At 63.2% G+C, this 16942-nt stretch carries 19 protein-coding genes and 1 pseudogene; 10 read left to right on the top strand and 10 right to left on the bottom strand.

Annotated features, from left to right (window positions below; translation table 11 throughout):
* Position 1: 1 nt before the first annotated feature.
* The 4 genes from FBY31_RS18735 to FBY31_RS18720 all read left to right on the top strand — a co-directional run bounded on the left by FBY31_RS18735 (position 2) and on the right by FBY31_RS18720 (position 3259).
* Positions 2-559, top strand: a complete 558-nt coding sequence (locus FBY31_RS18735) for a hypothetical protein (RefSeq protein WP_142044057.1) — start codon at positions 2-4, stop codon at positions 557-559.
* Positions 560-887: 328 nt separating this feature from the next.
* Positions 888-1883 carry an Ltp family lipoprotein gene (locus tag FBY31_RS18730; protein ID WP_235013122.1) on the top strand — a complete coding sequence of 332 codons (996 nt, stop codon included), beginning with the start codon at positions 888-890 and terminating at the stop codon, positions 1881-1883.
* Positions 1884-2058: 175 nt separating this feature from the next.
* Positions 2059-2493: a hypothetical protein gene (locus tag FBY31_RS18725; RefSeq protein ID WP_142044055.1), complete on the top strand. Its 435-nt coding sequence runs from the start codon at positions 2059-2061 to the stop codon at positions 2491-2493.
* 46 nt (positions 2494-2539) lie between these two features.
* Positions 2540-3259, top strand: coding sequence for a hypothetical protein (locus FBY31_RS18720; protein WP_142044053.1), 720 nt, complete (start codon positions 2540-2542; stop codon positions 3257-3259).
* 128 nt (positions 3260-3387) lie between these two features.
* On the opposite strand, the gene FBY31_RS18715 is transcribed toward FBY31_RS18720, so the two are convergent.
* The 4 genes from FBY31_RS18715 to FBY31_RS23825 form a co-directional block, all read right to left on the bottom strand.
* Complete coding sequence (locus FBY31_RS18715; protein WP_142044051.1) at positions 3388-3708, bottom strand: GYD domain-containing protein; 321 nt, start codon at positions 3706-3708, stop codon at positions 3388-3390.
* Positions 3709-4013: 305 nt separating this feature from the next.
* The gene (locus tag FBY31_RS23835; protein WP_442858194.1) at positions 4014-4229 is read right to left on the bottom strand and encodes an excalibur calcium-binding domain-containing protein; all 216 of its coding nucleotides are present in this window, start codon (positions 4227-4229) and stop codon (positions 4014-4016) included.
* 9 nt (positions 4230-4238) lie between these two features.
* Entirely contained in the window at positions 4239-4454 is a 216-nt protein-coding gene (locus tag FBY31_RS23830; protein WP_442858193.1) for an HNH endonuclease family protein, read from the bottom strand.
* Positions 4435-4572, bottom strand: a complete 138-nt coding sequence (locus FBY31_RS23825) for a hypothetical protein (protein WP_442858192.1) — start codon at positions 4570-4572, stop codon at positions 4435-4437. Before FBY31_RS23825 ends, FBY31_RS23830 begins: the two co-directional genes overlap by 20 nt.
* A 720-nt stretch (positions 4573-5292) precedes the next feature.
* Between FBY31_RS23825 and FBY31_RS18700 the strand changes: the two genes are divergently transcribed.
* Complete coding sequence (locus FBY31_RS18700) at positions 5293-6183, top strand: potassium channel family protein (RefSeq protein WP_142044049.1); 891 nt, start codon at positions 5293-5295, stop codon at positions 6181-6183.
* Positions 6184-6363: 180 nt separating this feature from the next.
* On the opposite strand, the gene FBY31_RS18695 is transcribed toward FBY31_RS18700, so the two are convergent.
* The gene (locus FBY31_RS18695; RefSeq protein WP_142044047.1) at positions 6364-6921 is read right to left on the bottom strand and encodes a hypothetical protein; all 558 of its coding nucleotides are present in this window, start codon (positions 6919-6921) and stop codon (positions 6364-6366) included.
* A gap of 932 nt (positions 6922-7853) precedes the next feature.
* Between FBY31_RS18695 and FBY31_RS18690 the strand changes: the two genes are divergently transcribed.
* Positions 7854-8576 carry a hypothetical protein gene (locus FBY31_RS18690; RefSeq protein WP_142044045.1) on the top strand — a complete coding sequence of 241 codons (723 nt, stop codon included), beginning with the start codon at positions 7854-7856 and terminating at the stop codon, positions 8574-8576.
* A gap of 341 nt (positions 8577-8917) precedes the next feature.
* Here the strand turns inward: FBY31_RS18690 and FBY31_RS18685 are convergent, their stop codons facing one another.
* Together FBY31_RS18685 and FBY31_RS18680 are read right to left on the bottom strand one after the other, a co-directional pair.
* The gene (locus FBY31_RS18685; protein WP_142044043.1) at positions 8918-9595 is read right to left on the bottom strand and encodes a phosphotransferase enzyme family protein; all 678 of its coding nucleotides are present in this window, start codon (positions 9593-9595) and stop codon (positions 8918-8920) included.
* 152 nt (positions 9596-9747) lie between these two features.
* Positions 9748-10317, bottom strand: a complete 570-nt coding sequence (locus FBY31_RS18680) for a serine hydrolase domain-containing protein (RefSeq protein ID WP_142044041.1) — start codon at positions 10315-10317, stop codon at positions 9748-9750.
* Here FBY31_RS18680 and FBY31_RS18675 point away from each other — a divergent pair.
* Positions 10311-10496, top strand: a pseudogene (locus FBY31_RS18675) (helix-turn-helix domain-containing protein); the annotation flags it as partial. The gene FBY31_RS18680 and the pseudogene FBY31_RS18675 sit on opposite strands and share 7 nt — an antisense overlap.
* A gap of 984 nt (positions 10497-11480) precedes the next feature.
* On the opposite strand, the gene FBY31_RS18670 reads toward FBY31_RS18675, so the two are convergent.
* Positions 11481-11792, bottom strand: coding sequence for a hypothetical protein (locus FBY31_RS18670; RefSeq protein ID WP_142044039.1), 312 nt, complete (start codon positions 11790-11792; stop codon positions 11481-11483).
* Between the two features lie 443 nt (positions 11793-12235).
* Positions 12236-12538 carry a hypothetical protein gene (locus tag FBY31_RS18665; protein WP_142044037.1) on the bottom strand — a complete coding sequence of 101 codons (303 nt, stop codon included), beginning with the start codon at positions 12536-12538 and terminating at the stop codon, positions 12236-12238.
* Positions 12539-12836: 298 nt separating this feature from the next.
* Between FBY31_RS18665 and FBY31_RS18660 the strand changes: the two genes are divergently transcribed.
* The 3 genes from FBY31_RS18660 to FBY31_RS18650 all read left to right on the top strand — a co-directional run bounded on the left by FBY31_RS18660 (position 12837) and on the right by FBY31_RS18650 (position 16567).
* Positions 12837-13304, top strand: a complete 468-nt coding sequence (locus FBY31_RS18660) for a hypothetical protein (RefSeq protein ID WP_142044035.1) — start codon at positions 12837-12839, stop codon at positions 13302-13304.
* 179 nt (positions 13305-13483) lie between these two features.
* Positions 13484-13801, top strand: coding sequence for a hypothetical protein (locus FBY31_RS18655; RefSeq protein ID WP_142044033.1), 318 nt, complete (start codon positions 13484-13486; stop codon positions 13799-13801).
* Positions 13802-13810: 9 nt separating this feature from the next.
* Positions 13811-16567: a PEP/pyruvate-binding domain-containing protein gene (locus tag FBY31_RS18650; protein ID WP_142044031.1), complete on the top strand. Its 2757-nt coding sequence runs from the start codon at positions 13811-13813 to the stop codon at positions 16565-16567.
* Between the two features lie 92 nt (positions 16568-16659).
* Here the strand turns inward: FBY31_RS18650 and FBY31_RS18645 are convergent, their stop codons facing one another.
* Positions 16660-16926 carry a hypothetical protein gene (locus FBY31_RS18645; protein WP_142044029.1) on the bottom strand — a complete coding sequence of 89 codons (267 nt, stop codon included), beginning with the start codon at positions 16924-16926 and terminating at the stop codon, positions 16660-16662.
* Between the last annotated feature and the right edge of the window lie 16 nt (positions 16927-16942).

The following is a 16942-nucleotide window of genomic DNA, read 5'->3' as shown; positions in this document are numbered from 1 at the left end:
CATGCAACCGTCATCGGAGAGCTTGGTTATCCGAACTTTCACCTCCGGGCAGTGGGACGTTCGAGGCAACCCGAAACCCGTCAATGTCTTCGCTGCTTTCGGCGGAAAGCGCTTGTGGGTTAGCCTCATAGCCTTCGTCATACTTGCGAACCTCGGCGGTCTTTTAATCGCGCTCCTGGTTCTTGCATTCATCGGCTTATTCATATTGATGACCAGGACCGCGGCGAAACTCTCACCCCAACAGCAATTTGCAAATGATCTGCTGGCAGATGTGAATGATTGCGTTGTTGAGCTCACCGGCAATGAGGATTCCAGAATATCTGTGAAGAACTTGGTCGCCTTGAGGGAGTCTGGTGATGATATGCCGTTACCGGTCAACGGCATATCAGGACTAAGCCTGCGAGTAGTGACGGACGGGCCGCGTCAGGAACGCGTAGCCGCCATATCCCGAGTAGCTGACAGAGTCTGGACGACTCGGGTCATTATCAGCGCCAGCCCACCCGATTATGGAACCGCCAGTTTTGATCGCCTGCTTGCTGCCACGCTCGACGACGACTAACACGGTTAAGCCTCGTCCTTTGCCCGGTCAAAGGAAATCTCCTCGAGAAGCTTTCCCACGATTGAACTGGACGCGGTGGTTGAAGCATCCAATTAGGTTCTGCCTATTTGTGGCGAGCCTCGGGCGGTTCTGAGGCGCGATCAAGATTCTCGCAGTTTTGTCCAAGGAACCGGATTTCTGACATTTTCCCAGAACATAATTGCTTCTATCACGCTATTGGGGAAAGCGAAGATGCTGGTGTCTGTCGACTGGGTCGGTGTACCGAACCTGAAGTCCGCGCTCCACGCTGGATTTCCTCCAAACGCGTCCATCACCGCACCCCGCACGCTTGGCATCGCACCTCGGTCAGGTGTCCTATGGAAGGACTCTCATGAGCCAGCAACCCTACACCGCCCCCTATCCCCCAAACTACGGCTATGGCCAGCCGCCGATAAGCAACAAATCGTTCCTAACGGCCTGGCTGCTCTCACTGCTCGTCGGAGTCTTCGGCGTGGACCGCTTTTACCTGGGCAAAGTGGGGACCGGCATCCTGAAACTGGTCACCCTTGGTGGCTTCGGTATCTGGGCCCTAGTTGACCTCATCCTGATTCTCACGAACAAAATGAGGGATAAGCAGGGTCTTCCGCTGGAAGGCTACGACAGGCACAGGAAGACCGCCCTGATTGTCACCGGCGTCGTCATTCTCCTGAGCGTCGTCGTCAACTCGGCCCGGGCGGGCTCTACCCCTTCGTCTGCTCCCGCTGCCTCCACTCCCAAGGTCGCCACTGCAGCTCAGACCGCATCTGCCACACCAACACCAACCAAAGATCCGGCCGTCGTTGCTGCTGAAGCTGAAGCCTCTGCAAAAGCCAAAGCCGAAGCTGATGCTGCAGCTAAAGCAAAAGCGGAAGCTGACGCAGCTGCTAAGGCTGAGGCCGATGCGGCGGCTAAGGCAAAAGCAGAAGCTGAGACGGCTGCCAAGGCCAAGGCTGAGGCGGACGCCGCAGCAGCTAAAGCTGCTGCGGAGGCTGAGGCTGAGGCTGCTGCCAAGAAGGGGACGATCAGCCAGCAGAACGCTCTGCGCAAAGCTGCGAGTTACCTCGATTTCACGGCCTTCTCCCGCACTAGCCTGATCCATCAACTGGAGTTCGAGAAGTTTTCAACAGATGACGCTACGTGGGCGTCGGACCGCGTCAGCGTCGACTGGAACGAGCAGGCAGCCAAGAAAGCCAAGAGCTACCTTGAATTCACTTCCTTCTCACGTTCCGGCTTGGTCGAGCAACTGCTCTATGAGGGCTTCACCCCGGAACAGGCCGAGTATGGCGTGAGCACGACCGGCCTCTAGTGGTCGGCCCGGACCTGACGGAGCAAGCACACCGCTGCATTCAAGGCCATTAGACCCCTGGGCGCTGTCCAGGAGCCCATAACCGACTTGCGAATTCCATCTCCGGCTAAGTCTCGAGCTCAAAAGCCCCCGGCATGGGGCATCAATTTTTCGAAACCATCAAGGGGGAATCAGTTTGAAACTCACTACAATCTTTGCCAGCGGCGCGCTCCTGTGCTTGACCCTTTCCAGCTGCGCTGCGGGGTCGCCGCAGGCAGCCCCTGCCGTCACCCATACAGTGACGCAAACGGCCACAGCAACGGTCACAGCAACTGCAACAGTTACGGCCACTGCGACAGTTACAGCTGAACCCGCAGCACCCGCCGCTGTAGCGGCCCCAGCGCCTGCTGCGGCCATTCCGGCAACCGCTGTTATCCCAGCCAACGTCGCCGGGATGAATGCGGAAGCACTCGACGATGAACTTACAGCCCTCGGCTTCAAGAAAGTTATCTACAACTCTGACACCGGAAAGACAGTCCTGCTGCTCAGCAATTGGACGGTTACGGGAATCGACAACGCCGGGGCAGAACAGGCATTGGAAAAGGCAGTAGTAGTCCACGTAACGAAGTAGTTGCAAGTGAAAAACTCGCAACTACCACCACAGCTTTGGGGGAACCATGAGCAATGAATACCAACTCGCCGACGGCTCGCCACGCTACGGGCACCGGACCGCGGCAACGGCAGGCGAGCACACAACGCCAGCCATTACTGCATCCATCGAAGAAGCAGCAGGTGGCGCTGCAAAACTAAGCCTGGATGCTTTGGCCGCCGCCATGGATCGCCGCCTGAGAAGCGCCTGGGCGGACATACCGGCCCCGGCCGTGGAGGCACTGCGGGACGACAACCCGGAGGAACTGGCCGCCGCGCGCGCCCTCGTGCGGATTCACCTCGGCTCGCAGCGGCAATGGCGCATCAAAGCACAGGCTGTCCGGGATAAACAGTTGGCTGGAACAATGGCCAGGCGTAAGGCGGCGGGCCGTGCCCAGGAAATCCTGGCACTTCGGTTAGGGCTGATGGCTGCACTGATTGGCCCGCCCGCGTTCATCGTAGCCACAAATCCGGACGACATTCTGAAGCTCCTCATCGTCGGCGCTGTTTGCATCGCCACCGCCCTTGTAGGCGGGCATTTCCTGACCTGCCGGGCCCGGGTGCCGGTCATGCCGAACATCCGTGGTCCCTGGCTGAAAGAGCTCCGGGAAGACGTTGTGAACGCGACCCTCGTGGCCATTCTGCAGAACAAGGGGACCCCCGTGGATCCTGACGCTGCAGCGGCTGCCCGTCGGGGCTGGGCAAGCATCAAGGCCGCGTCCGGGGCCGCGGACCTGGTGCATTCCTAATTCCCCGGCGCCGCCTCCGCTGTCGCACCAAGTCATTAGGCATTCAGGGAGGCAACCCTGCCGCACCAAGCCAGCGGACCGCCGTCGTACCTTACGACGGCGGCCGCTGGCTCAGGTGCCTAACTCCCCTACTGCCCCGGGGCGCGGTAGGACGGCGTCTTCTTGGCGGCTTCGTCGAGGTCTTCCACGGTCAGAAGCGGCTTCAGGCGGACGTTGACGTTTCCGGTCGAATTGATCAGCAGTGACAGTGCTGCAGCACTTGCATCGTCCGGCGCCTCAAAAACGCCAAGGACGTCGTAATAACCAAAAGCGTAATAGAAGCTCTCCAGCGTTCCCCCTACGGAACTGAGCGCCTCCTTCAAAGCCTCGCGCCGCTTGGTGCCACCTTCCTGCATAAGCCCCTTGACGCCCTGGCCCACGTACGTCGCTTCAAACAGATACTTCGGCATGGTCTTTCCTTCCCTGGATCCCTAACACGGGGTTCCGCGGCCATCCGGAAGGCACCCGCGGCGCCGGGGTACGTTTGCTGCAGGATGACGTCCACCAGAATCCTCCTCACCTGGCTCCCTGGCCGTGCAGGAGCGGCCCAGATCCGGCCCCTATCCCGTGGAAACGGGGTGATCACCCCGCTACCGCAGACGTTATTCCTCGGGCACCAGGCAGTCAATAAGCGGGGATACCGGGGGCAGCCCCCTTCAGAGCACCGCACATTCAGACTGCATGCCTGATGACGTCCGAACATGTCGAGCAGCAGCTACCCCTCGCAGGCCACTCCGTCCCCATCGCCGTCGAGCCCCAAGCGGTACCCGGCGGAACCGGCGTACAGCGGCGCAGCTCCGGCGGCCACCACCTCCGCACAGTTGGCGTAGTAGAGGGGCGCAGGGGCTGCCGGCTCCGCGGCAGCCGGCGCCAACCGGCCCGGGCAGCCGGCGAGGCTGCCGGCGATCGCGTCGTGCTCAGCCTGCGTCACCCACAGGCTTTACCGCACTTTCACGGACACCTGCCGCGCGACGTACTCGCACCGGAAGCCCTTGTTCGGCGGCAGCCAGGTGGCGGCGTCGCCGTCGCCCTTTTTCTGGTTGGTGGGACCATCGGTCGCCTGCAGGTTCAGCGGGTCGTTCGCGAGCGCCGTCCGCTGCTCGGTGGACAGCTGCTGGGCGCCCTTCTGCCAGGCGTCACTCAGGGGCCACAACATGGTCGATCTGCACGGCACTGCTGGTGGTGGTGCCGCGGACGAAGTTGATGGTGGTGCCCGTGTAGGGATCCGCCAGGACGCCTGTCTTGACTGTGCACGGGACACTGTTGGCGTACATCACCTCGGTGAGGTCCCGTACCCCGTCTTGGGTGCGCGGCCCTTGACCAGGAGGGCGGCCAGCAGGTCCCCCGCCTCTGTAGCCACGGCAGGGTGGGCGACCATCGCCGTTTCTTCCAGGGTTTCAGAAGCAACTGCCGGCACACGCCCGCCGAAAAGGGCCAGCACAGCGGACAGGACGACGGCGGCCGCCCCGCCTCTCGCAGGCGGGGTGCGGTGTTGCTCCGGACAAGGACGTGTAGTTGGACATGCAGTTCCCCAGGTTGTGTGCACCATGTTTTGAGGGCGTCAGTGAACAATGTCTGTTCACGCCGGGGTAGAGCCTATTGCCCGGCATCGGCAAAAAGTGCCACTTTTGGCGGAACTAGGTTGATTCTTCCCGACTCCTGCGCTGATCCTGCGCCGCGCAGGAGGACAACCTGCACCTGCCCGGCTGCTGCCGGCGCGGCGGACCCCGGCCGCGCTTGCGCCGGCTGATGCAGCTGCCAGGCTCCGGCAGGAAGTTTCAGCCGGCCGGCTCAGCCCCGACGCTGCGGACACCGTGCTCGTGGCGGCCGGCCAGCAGCCCCACCACCCACCTGCCCCTCCGGCCGGGCTCTCACGCCCAGGGAAGTGGAAATCCTCTGCGTGCCGTGCCGTGGAACGACTCCGGCCGAGATTCTGGAGCAGCTGCAGGTGGCCGTTCCCGCGGGTTCCCCCACGCCGCGTCCTAAGATGAGGCATGGACTTCGCGGACACGCTGTGGACGGTTTTGGGGGCCGGGCTGATTCTGTTGATGCTCGCCGATGTCTTCCACACGCTTCTCTATCCGCACGGTTCCGGCCCTGCGGGACGCGCGATCATGCGTGGAGTTTGGCTCCTGACGAAAAAACTGCGCGGCCGGGCATCCTCCGTTGCGGCGCCGCTGGCAATGGCTGCTGTCATCGCCGCCTGGGCAAGCCTGGCTGCCATCGGCTGGGCGCTGCTGTACCTGCCCCACCTGCCGGACGGTTTTGTGTACGGACCCGGAGTTCCCCGGCGGGGGGACTTTGCCGAAGCGCTCTACGTCTCGGTTGTCACTCTTTCCACCGTGGGGTTCGGCGAGATCGTGGCCGCCGGTCCGCTGCTCAGGCTGGTCTCCGGCTTTCAGGCCATCACCGGATTCGGGCTGCTGACCGCGACGGTCACCTGGATCCTGCAGACATATCCTGCCCTTAACCGCCGCCGGGCTCTCGCCCACCAGCTGAACCTGTTCCGGGAGGCGGCAGGACCCGAGGGCCTGTCCGCTTTGGAACCCGGCCATGCCGCTGGGCTGCTGGAGTCGATGGCCGCGAACGTGGCCACCGCCAGCATAGATCTGCTGGCGTTCCACGAAACCTATTACTTCCGCGAAGTGGATCAGCGGGGTTCCCTGCCCGCCACTGTCGCCTACGCCCAGGAGCTGGCATCCCAGGCCGAGCAGAGCCAAAACCAGGAGCTCAGGTTTGCCGGACGGATGCTGCACGCGGCGCTGGACGGACTCGCGGACGTCCTTCGCGGCAGATTCGGACATTCCGGAACAACCTCTTCGGACGTGTTCGGCAGCTACGAGCTGCACCACCGGAACCGGCGGGCGGGGGAACCGGACGCGTGACGCCATCGCATGTTTTCTGTTGTGCCTCCTGGTTGTCGGCGTGCAGCGCCCGGTCCTACCTGGCTAACGTGGTAGGAATGGCGTCATCGCGCCCTCGCCGGCAGGAAGGCGGCTATCCCCCCTCCGGCCCACCCTCCGGATGAGCCTTCGCGGCGTTCTATTGCTGCCGTCAGCGTTGCTTCAGGGCTGGACGGTAGGCACGAGCTTGTAGGCGAAGCGGGCCTCCACACCATCGGGCGGGCTCATTCCCAGGTCTGCCCCCTCAGCAGGCAGCAGCACCGGCGCCTTGAAAACCTGCCCATCGCAAGGGACCTGCGTCGAGGCGAGAACTTCAGCACCTGCCGTGGTGGATACTGACAACTCTGCGGCGGGTGGTCCTTCGCAAAGGAATAGCAGTTCGTACTGGCCCGGTCCGGCGAGGAGTGTTCCGATGGTGGTGTTCGCCCTGTTGGCGCCGCTCAACTCGCCGGGCAAATGCGGCTGCAACTGCTTCGAGGACCACTCTGAGAAGTCGGCCATCTCCGATGCCCTGCGGTCCTGATTGGGCTGGACCCTGACCCCGGTGGCGGCCGGCCTGCCCGTCGGCGGGACAACGCTGATGGTGACGGGGCCTCCGCCGTGCCGCATGAACCGCTCCAAGCTGGAGTCGCACTCAAAGCTCGACGCTTCCGGTATCCCTTCGCTCTTTACGATGGTGAGCTTTGCCCCGTAGACGCCGGCACACGCGCCCGTGACCATATAGTCACCGCCAGGACAACGAAAAGCTCCCCGGCGGGCTCCGCCTCCGACGGCATGCCGGGATCCGACAAGGGGGCCCCGAGCATCCGCGCCACTTCTTCGGCGTTTTGCTCGAAGGACCGGGGCTGCAGTGTTGCTGACGCCGAAGAAAGCTGCGGCTGTGCCCCTCATCCGGGCCGGTGTATTCGCACCCCGCGAGCGCCAGAACAACGGCGGCCACAACAAACAGGACCCTGACACACCGAGCCCGCATCCCCCCATGAGCTGACATAGCCCCGAGTCTATGGCCTCCCGATCCGAGCATTGCCAGACGTTGAGCGTCAGGTTCCCAACAGGCGCCCCCAGGAGAGTTCTGGAGCTCAGGAGGCGGACTCTTTGGCCGTCAGCCGCTCAGTCGCATACTTGTTGACGCGAGAACCCTGGCCACAAACTCTTGGTCGTCCGGCGCCCAATGAACCGAGTAACGGTACGGCACCACCGGGACAGGGCGGCAGCTGCTTTTCGAGTGGACATCTGCTCCTCCTCGCTGCTCTCAACGTGCATCATGGGCGCGCAGCAAGACATCAGGTGCCGCAGTTAGTGTGCGATGGCATCGTCGACCAATCGCGTCCGTAAGCCGATCCTTCACCGGGCACTGCGGGCAGCCGCCTCCAGCTTGCGGAAAATGACGGTTGAATCGAGTCATCATGGCGGTTCCTCGGTCTCGTTTGAGGAACCTTTTGCGGGGCATCTCACCACGCTCTGGGAGTGGTTTTTCAGCCACATGGGGGTTGGAGCCCTGGCGAACCGGCGGGGATGACCACAGTTGCCGGCGGCGGGTATTCCGGTCCGTTCCGGTTGCACCTGAAAGCGCGTTCATGGCCTTAGTGCCTACTCCTTGTGTCCGCTGATGGCTGGGCGTAACGTGCCCACCACAACCGTTGGAGGCCCGCATGTCAGTGCTGCTACGCCGCGCTGTAGCCTCGGCATCGATCTTGTCGCTCGGACTACTCGGGCCCGTCGGCCTCTCGGCGTGCACCTACGACGAGCCCTCCCCCGCACCAACTACGGAGGCTGGCACGGTCGCACCGCTGCAGGAGGGTGTCGACACCCACGCCGGCACGTACCTCGTCACCAGCTTCACTGAGCCTTTCGAGATCACCGTCCCAGACGGCTGGCATCCTGGCGACGGCGGGGTCTACAGCCCGCCCAATGACGACCCGGATCACCCGGATGAAGGTGCGGTCTTCGTGGCTTGGTGGCCCGCCAACTATGTGGCGACGGACGCATGTGCGTGGCAGGGCGCGCTCGTCAAGCTGGATCCGTCGGCTGAGGCCTTCGTCGAGGCGATGACGGCGCAGACGTCAACGGCGAGCACCCCTCCCGTCAAGGTCGTGGTGGGTGATTACTCCGGCTTCGAGTTCGACCACTCCGTCGAGGGCGACGTGGACATCGCAGCCTGCGACGGGGGCAAGTTTTGCGTCCACTCAAAAGACGCATACGGATGCTCACGCTGGTACTCGACTCAGAATGAACGCGAAACCTATCGGGTGGTCGACCTGAATGGCCAGCGCGCTGTGATCTGGGTGGCCCAATTCCGCCCACCCATGAATCCGGAGCTGATGAGAGAGGCACTCGCCGTCTTCGACTCGATTGTGTTTAAGTCCGACAAGTGAACGGCTGATGCGATAGACAATCCCGCCAGCGGGCGCCGCCCCCTCCTCTTGTCATTTTCAGAAGCCGACTGCACACAAAATCCCGCTGAATTCCGGAGTTTGTTCAGACGGGCTGTGATCAGTGACCGGGGGCTCCTGTCCACAAGTGCCCGTTTGGTCAGCACTCCTTGTCACAATCCGCGACATCAATTTGTCTCGAAACCTTGACGTTTCGAGACGTGGAGGTTTCGAGCCAACGAGCCAGGTGGGGAACCCTTTGCAGCACCGTGCCCTCAGGGGATCGTTTACCGGGCAGCGACTGTCGCGGTGCACTCTCGTCTCGTCTCCTTGCCCGATCGGCATCAGCGATCGCAGAAGGGTCGAACGAGCGCGAGGTCGGCGTCGACTCGCCACAGCCCGTCGAAGCCCCAGCTATTGATGCCCTCCAAGTCAACCTCATTAACGATGCGGACCGCGAGGTCGCGTAGGGAGCGGGCCAGCCGGGCGTACTCCAGATGGGTGAGGTTAAGCCCCTTGGAGCCATAAGCGTGTAGGAAGCGCACCGCCTCGGTCCCGCACAAGGCGGCGAACAGGTCGTGCTCGCGCGGCGCCAGCATCGCGTGGCCCCAGTCAAGCAGTGCCGCGACGCGTCCGCCGCCATCGACTAGAACATTGTGTGGGAGTACATCGTGATGACAGACGACGTGGAGCACCTCAATGGTGCGTGCCCGTTCGATCGCTGCTTCGAGCCTGTCGACGTTGGCCATGACCTCGTCGCGGCGATCGCCGATCCAGGGATGGTCTCGTCGGTCGCGCAGTGCCTCGATGCACCACTCGTCCATATCGGTCTTGGGCAGGTCGAGGTCGGTGATCTCGTGTACGGCACGCATCGCACGTGCGATCGATTCAGCATCGCCCCACGTTGCTTGCCGGCCGTCAATGAAAGGGAACAGCGCGTAGTGCCGGCCATCGTGCGCGGCGGTGTAGGAGTTATCCAGCGCTTGCTGCGCCGCGGGTACAGGTATGCCTCGCGCCGCCAGCTCAGCGGTTTTAGACCTGTGACTGTTAACGTCGTTTGGCGGTTATTTCGCAGCCTAAAGTGGCGGTTCTCCGGCAGTTGATGCGCTGGCCGGACGCCATACCTTGGTGCCATTCTCCTCCGTTGTCCTGAAAGTGCGCTCCGACCAGCGGATCAGCACATGTTGCCGAGGGTGATTTGCGCGATATCCACGATTTCCGCGTCCAACCGGTTTTCTCCACCTTCGACGTACGGGGCGGGCGGATAGGTGATGGCTATGCTCACTTGGCGATTGCCGTCGGCGCTGGTCATGGAGGCGGTGCCGTACCCGAGGATGTCGCCCGGGTGGCCGAAGGCGAAGCCGTTCGTGCAGGCGTCGTTCCAGCGCCACAGGCCCAGTCCGTAGAAGGAAGCGTCAGCTCCTTTCATCTCGTCAACGGTGGCTGGCTTCAGGAGTTCGCCCCGCATTAGTGCCCTGTAGAACGTGTTCAGGTCCGAAACGGTGGAAACGATACCGCCCGACGGTGAGCCAATTTGGTACGCGGGGTATGTAACATCCACTTGCTTGGCGTCTATGAGTAGGTAACCGTGGGCCATGTTCGGGGGTGGCGGTCCAGCCACTGTCATGGACGTCCCCTTCAATCCCAGTGGCTCACTGATATCCGTCTTTATGACGTCGCCGATGGGTCGCCCCCGAAGCTTTTCCACCAGCATTCCCAGCGCAACGTAGTTCGAGTGTAGCAAAAGCCAAGGGCCGGCTCCGAGGGAAACAACCGAAGCTCTCGAAAGCCCAGGAAGCGCACCTCGTTAGCCTCCACCAGGGCAGGGTGCACACCACGACCGAGATCGCCGAACTATTCCGCATCGCCCGTTCTACGGTCTACCGCGCCATCCAACGAGCAACGGCAACGCCGGCGAAATGACAAATAGCGCCGCAAAAAGACCGCCATTTATCGCCGAAAATCACACCGGTGAAGGTTCCTCAAACGCGGCATAGTAGCGTCGCGGTCGGCTACCGGCTAACGGGACAGGTTGCGGGCGGGCCCCTTTCGGGATGTGATCATGCCCGTCCCTCCGCCCCATCGCAGTTTTCCGCGGTGCGTAGGATCCGCTGCGAAGGGCGCGAGGAAACCATTTACAGTCTCCAGGAGGTAACGTTCTTTGGCTAACTCCTTGCGGAAGACGGGCTGTGCTGTTTGTCTGATACTCATCTGATTGATGGATGGGGGTCCAAGGTGGAAGCGTCAAAATTGTCAACGACGACGATGCGTACCGGGATAGCCCTGGCTGTAATCGCTGCCATATTGGTAGTGATGAGCCCGCTCATCATTGGTAATTTCGGCACCCCTACATTCGTAGGGGACGCACCCGTGGCAATACTGGTCACGACGATCTACCTGCTAGCCCCAGTCGTGTGCGTCCTATTCTCTGCGGTCTTGATTGCAGCTTCTCTCATCATGCGCCACGCTGAAGCGCTGAAAATAGATTCTCTGACTGGACGCTAGAGGCGCGGTGAGGGATCATCACCGGTTGCAGCAGTGGAGCCGCGTTAGCAATTTACGGCGCCGTGACCGGGTCCCCTCGTGGTACGTACTAAGAGTCCTAATCGTTCTATTCGGCGCGATCGCGTTGTGGGTGACTCAGGCATCTCTCCACTCGCGATCGCCGCGGACGCCGGCTTAGGTGAAGCGCATTTTTCGGCCGTACTCGCTGGCCGGACTACCCTGGACTTCCTTCGGGAGCTCTCAAGAACCGACTAGCCGACGCGACCGGGGCCAAGAGCGTGAATATGTTCTGTTTCGCTAAAGGTTCCCCATAAGCGGCAGGCGGCTACCTTGTTCAGCGTGCGTAGATGCCCGGGTGAACATCGGAGTGGTGAACAACAAGCGTTTCCAAGCGGGGATCATCTAGGAGTGCCGAAATGCATTCTTGGGAACCAGCGACGTAGACCGAATCAGCATCAGGAACATTTCCCGCTCGGGAGGAAGGACTACCACCGGGGCACGGGTGAGCTCCTCCCGAATGTCCGAGTAACCGGTCCAGACGGCGAAGAGGCATCTATCGGGTGACGTCGTATGGCGACCGAGAACGTCTGCCAAAGCCGTCGCAACCTCGTAGTCGAGGGTTCCGAAATCGACGTTGATCTTCTCACCGGTTTTGGCTGCGTAGTCCAGGCATAGGCGATCCCCGGTGGCGGTGGCGTCCAGGGGAATGCCCAACCCCTGGGCAGCGGTGGCCCATGAAAGTTTCCGTCCGGCGGCGCCGACCAAAGGGTTTAGAACACGAACAACTGCAGGAAAAGTCTCTGGCACAAAGGTGCCCACGAGAAGCGGAGGGCCCGGAAAACCTCGGGCAAGCCAATCGGCAAAAGATCCCGAGCCGGCAGGAGCCAAACGTGCTTGCATGTACCTGCTCCCAATCGGTCTGAGACGTCCTTGGTCGATCAGGGATCACCATAGCGGTTGAACCCCGCCGCTGCTTGGGAGTTTCCCGCTGGAGGTTCCTCAAAAGGGGCGCAGAAGCGTCGCGGCAACCCTCTCTCTAACGGGCCGCGATTCCGCCAGCTCCTCATTTAGCTAGCGGCGACAGGAAGCTGCTGGAGATGCTCAACTCCTGGCTGGCTAGGGGACTAATCCGGAATTCACGGCACCGGGACTCACACTTAATGAAAGGGAAGCTGTGCGCCCTGCTGGAAAGGCAAGACTCCTTGGGTGGGCGTGATGGTGAACCAGTCACCGCCCTGCTCGGCCGCAAAGATGATGACTCTCTGATTGGGATCGAGCGGATCGCCCTCCGGGTAGGTCTCGCCTACAGTGCAGGTCGGGGGCATGGAGGAGATCCGGAGGTTCCCGTCTCCGGGGTCCCCTTTGAGTACCTGCTCGACTTCAACAAGGTGGGTCGTGGCCTTGTAACCGTAAATGCTGGTCTCACCAGCCCGGCTTACAGACTTTCCGATGAGCACCATGCCGGCGTTGTCGTATTGGTCTTGAGGGGTCTCGAACCGGACCCAGTCAACGCACGTTATGGGGCCACTGCTTGATACGGGCCCACCACTCGCTACGGGACCACTACTCGGTACCGGGCCACCACTTGGAACGTCGCCGCACCCGCTTCCAAGAAGAGACACCAAAAGCCCTACCTGCGCTACCGCTACAAGCTTCCCCATGACATCAAGCTACGCGCAGCCGAAAATTCGCACTACTTACTCCTTCCAATTGGAATCGAAACGAGACCGCCTATCCCTGAAAGCCAGGGTGTTCCCTGTGATTGAGCCCGCCCGAGACCACCCGGTGAACGAAGACTATGCTCACACCATGAAGCCACGTGGCGTATTCCTGCTTGCCATAGCCGTGATTGCCACTGCGGGTGCATTCGCTGGAATGCTCGGCAGCGTCCCCCGGGCCTGCCCCGCAATCGGCTACGCCTACGTCGGTGATGTGGAGCTGTCATTTTCCATTCCACCGGCGTCGGTGGCGGCTTGCATGGGCGAGGGATGCATTCCCGAGCAGGTGAGAAAAAACCCGGAGGGAAAATGGCTCGTTCCGCAGTCCCCGCCATACCTGTACCCGCCCGTTAGCGTCACTTCTATTCACGTGGAAGCCCTGGCCACTGCAGGTGACCACATAGCCCGCACTCTGCCGATAGAAACGGAATCAACCGGAGAGCACCCCTTCGGGACCGGGTGCGGCGGACCCTTCAAGTTCAAGCCTGTACAAGTGAGCTTTAGCTGACATCACCGACCTCGCGGAAGTGACGAGCGTGGGAACGCGATTACCTCCCGCGGCGCTGCCGCGCCTCTGGGAACGAGGGCACTGCAGCTGGTCCGAGTAGGGCATTTCTCCCCTGTGCACCGCCCGACGCCGGGACTATCGTGATCGGCATCAGCGTCTACCGCCGTCAAGGAGCCGTCATGGCCGGGTTTGTGCAGATCATCGAATTCAAGACCTCCCGCATCAAGGAGATCGAAGAGCTGGGCCGTCCCTCAAGAACCGAGGGAAGCACTCCGGCCACCTTCCGCCGCATTATTGCCACGGCGGACAGGGACCACCCCGGGACCTTTTTCACCATCGTCGACTTCGATTCCTTCGACTCGGCGATGGAGAATTCCGGCCGGCCGGAAACGTCGGAGTTCGCGGCCAAGATGGCGGCGCTGTGCGACGGACCCGTGATCTTCCACAATCTGGATGTTATGTGGGAGGACACCGGAGACGGTGCGGCCAACGGCTAGGAGCAGGACATGGCCTCGGAAAATCCGGAGCCGGACGGCGCCGGTTCGGGCCTCGTTGTTGATCTCAGCCAGCTGGCATCAGCGTCGCTGGCCACCGTAGGCGGCAAGGCCCTCAACCTCGGCCGGCTTGCCGCTGCTGGCTTCCCGGTTCCGCCTGGTTTCTGCCTGACCACAGCCGGCTACGGCAAGGCCGCGCCCAAAGAAATGGACGTCGCCGCCGCCCGCCTGGACGGGGTTGAACTGGACGGGGTTGAACTGGACGGGGCGGAAGGCCTGGACGCGGCGGAAAGGTCCGACGGCGGACGCGGACTACCGGACGAAGACCGGAACCACCTCGCGCGGCGGGCACGTGAGGCTGTGTTGGCAGCGCCGGTGCCGCCCGACGTAGAGGCCGCCGTCCGCGATGCCTACGCCGCGATGGGCAGCGGGCCGGTGGCGGTGCGGTCCTCCGCCACCGCCGAAGACCTGCCCTTTGCCAGCTTCGCCGGGCAGCAGGACTCCTTCATGGACGTGGCGGGAGGTGACGCCGTCGTCGAAGCCGTCCGGCGCTGCTGGGCCTCCCTCTGGACCGACCGGGCGGTGGCCTACCGAACAACGAACGGGATCAGCCACCGCGAGGTGGGGCTCGCCGTCGTCATTCAACGCATGGTGGACGCCGCCACGGCCGGGGTGCTGTTCACCGCCAACCCGGTGACCGGCACCCGGACCGAGTCAGCCATTGATGCCAGTCCCGGCCCGGGACAGGAGGTGGTGTCCGGCGCCGTGAACCCGGACCATTTCGTGGTGGAGACGGCACGGGGCCGAGTCCTGCAGCAGCCAAAGGGCCGGGCACCCAGCCTGACTGGGGCGCAGCTTCGCGAGCTGACCTCCCTCGGTGACGCCGCCCAGCGGCTTTTCGGCGCGCCCCAGGACGTGGAATGGGTGATCGACGGCGGCGGCAAGGCCTGGCTGACCCAGTCGCGGCCCATCACCACGCTGTACCCGCTGCCGGATGACGACCCGTTCAACGGGCAGACCGGCACGGACGGGACGGCCGGTGCAGCCAGCGGCGCGGATACCCGCATCTATCTGTGCGGCACCCTGCTGCAGGGCCTCACCCGCCCCATCACACCAATGGGACTCTCCGTCCTGAGCCGCATGCGGGGCAACAACAAGGGGCCGTGGAAATACGCGAACCCGGGACTGCGCATGTACGTGGAGCTGACCCCGATTCTCCGCAACAAGTCCGGCCGGCGGGCGCTGGCGAGAATGCTGCCGCTCGCGGACGGACGGTCAGCCGCCCTCCTCCCCGCCCTCCTGGACGACCCGCGGTTCAGCGTTGTCCGGCCTCCCCGTAAGAAATCCGGCCGAAAGGGCAACACCGCCTCCGCCGGCAAGGGATCCAAGGGCGCCGAAGGCACCCAGAGCCTGGGCCTGTTCTTAGGGCTCCTGCCCGCCATGGTCCGGGCCCTGCTGTGGCCGGACCGGGAACTGCGGAGGGCGCGGCGGTACCAGGACCGGCTGGCAGCCCGGCTGGTCCTCCCCCTGCCGGCAACTGCCGCCGGTCGGCTCCAGCACACTGAAGAGATCCTGGCCACCACGGTCAACGGGCTGATCCAGTCCACGCTGCCGGCTCCGTCCGTGGGATACCTGATGCTGGCCGCGGCCCGCAGGCTGCTGCGCGGAATCGCCGAGCCGCGTGAACTTGAAGCTGTCCTTCGCGGGCTTCCCCACAACGTGACCACCATGATGGACCTGGAGTTGTGGCCCCTGGCGGTGTCCCTGGGCAGTGATGAGGAGGCCCGCCGGGCGTTTATGGAACTAAAGCCAGGAGAGCTGGCTGCCCGCTACCGGGCGGGCACGCTGCCCGCCAGCGCCCAATCCGGGCTGCAGGCGTTCCTGTCGGAATACGGCCACCGGGCCGTGGCGGAGATCGACCTGGGCATGCCGAGGTGGTCCGAGGAGCCGGACCACATCCTGGGAATGATCTCGAACTATCTCCGGGTGGAGGATCCCGGACAGGCGCCGGACCGCCAGTTCGCCAGGGCGGCAGAGCATGCGGAGGCCCGGATCGGCGAGCTGGTGGAGCGTGCCGGGACAAAGAGCCGGCTGCGGGGGCGCCTGGTGGCGCTGTGCCTGCGCCGGACACGGCAGCTCGCCGGCCTGCGGGAACTGCCCAAGTTCTGCATCGTGCTCGTGATGGCGGAGATGCACCGGCAGCTGACGGAGGTCGGCGCCGAACTGGTGCAGAACGGAACCATCGACGCCGCCGGTGACGTGTTCTTCCTCGACTTCGACGAACTGCGTGTGGGACTGCGCGGGGCGGACCTGAAGGGAATCGTCTCCCGCCGCCGTCGGCTGTACGACGTCGAACTCCGCCGGCGGCGCGTACCGCGCCTTCTGCTCTCGGACGGCACGGACGTCGAGGCTGCCGTCATGGCGGCGGCGGCCGCCCTGCCCCAACAGACTGCCGCAGACAGCCTGACAGGGACGCCGGCTTCCGCGGGCACCGCCACCGGGAAGGCCAGGGTGATCATGGATCCGGTGGGCGCCCACCTGGAACCCGGGGAAATCCTGGTGGCCCCCTCCAGTGATCCCGGCTGGACGCCGCTGTTCATGACGGCAGGCGCCCTGGTGATGGAGATGGGTGGAGTGATATCGCACGGAGCGGTGGTGGCCCGCGAGTACGGCATCCCTGCAGTGGTGGGGGTTGCGGACGCCACCACGCGGCTGCGCGATGGCCAGAGCATCACGGTGGACGGGGCCGCCGGAACCGTCACGTGGTGACGGCCCTGCGTTCGGCTTTGCCGCCCGGCCTTCCACTAATCGAACAGGAAAGCCGGACCTGGCATCCGACGCGAACACCGGCTCCCTAAGAGCTACTCCTGCATTCCGGGCTGCACTGGAACAAAATCAAGCTTGTTGCCGGAGTTCGTCCGGCCCGCAGGCGTCCTGGAGTATCCGCGCGCATCAAGATCATTCTTCGCGCGGAATTCGGCGAGGGCTGCATCGTAGGCCTTGTTCAGGGCCAGGCCTGAGAACTCGCCGCTGCTGCCGTCAGTGAAGTTGATCCTGATGCGGACGCTGTTGGGGAAGTGCCGGTTCATCCGGATAAAGCCTTCTGCGTCCTGCTGGAGGGTAATCAAGGAACTCTGCTTTCGT

It is taken from the genome of Arthrobacter sp. SLBN-100 (genome assembly GCF_006715305.1).
GTDB lineage: Bacteria > Actinomycetota > Actinomycetes > Actinomycetales > Micrococcaceae > Arthrobacter.
Note: the sequence above shows the minus strand (reverse complement) of the source record. Positions and strands in the feature narration are given on the sequence as shown.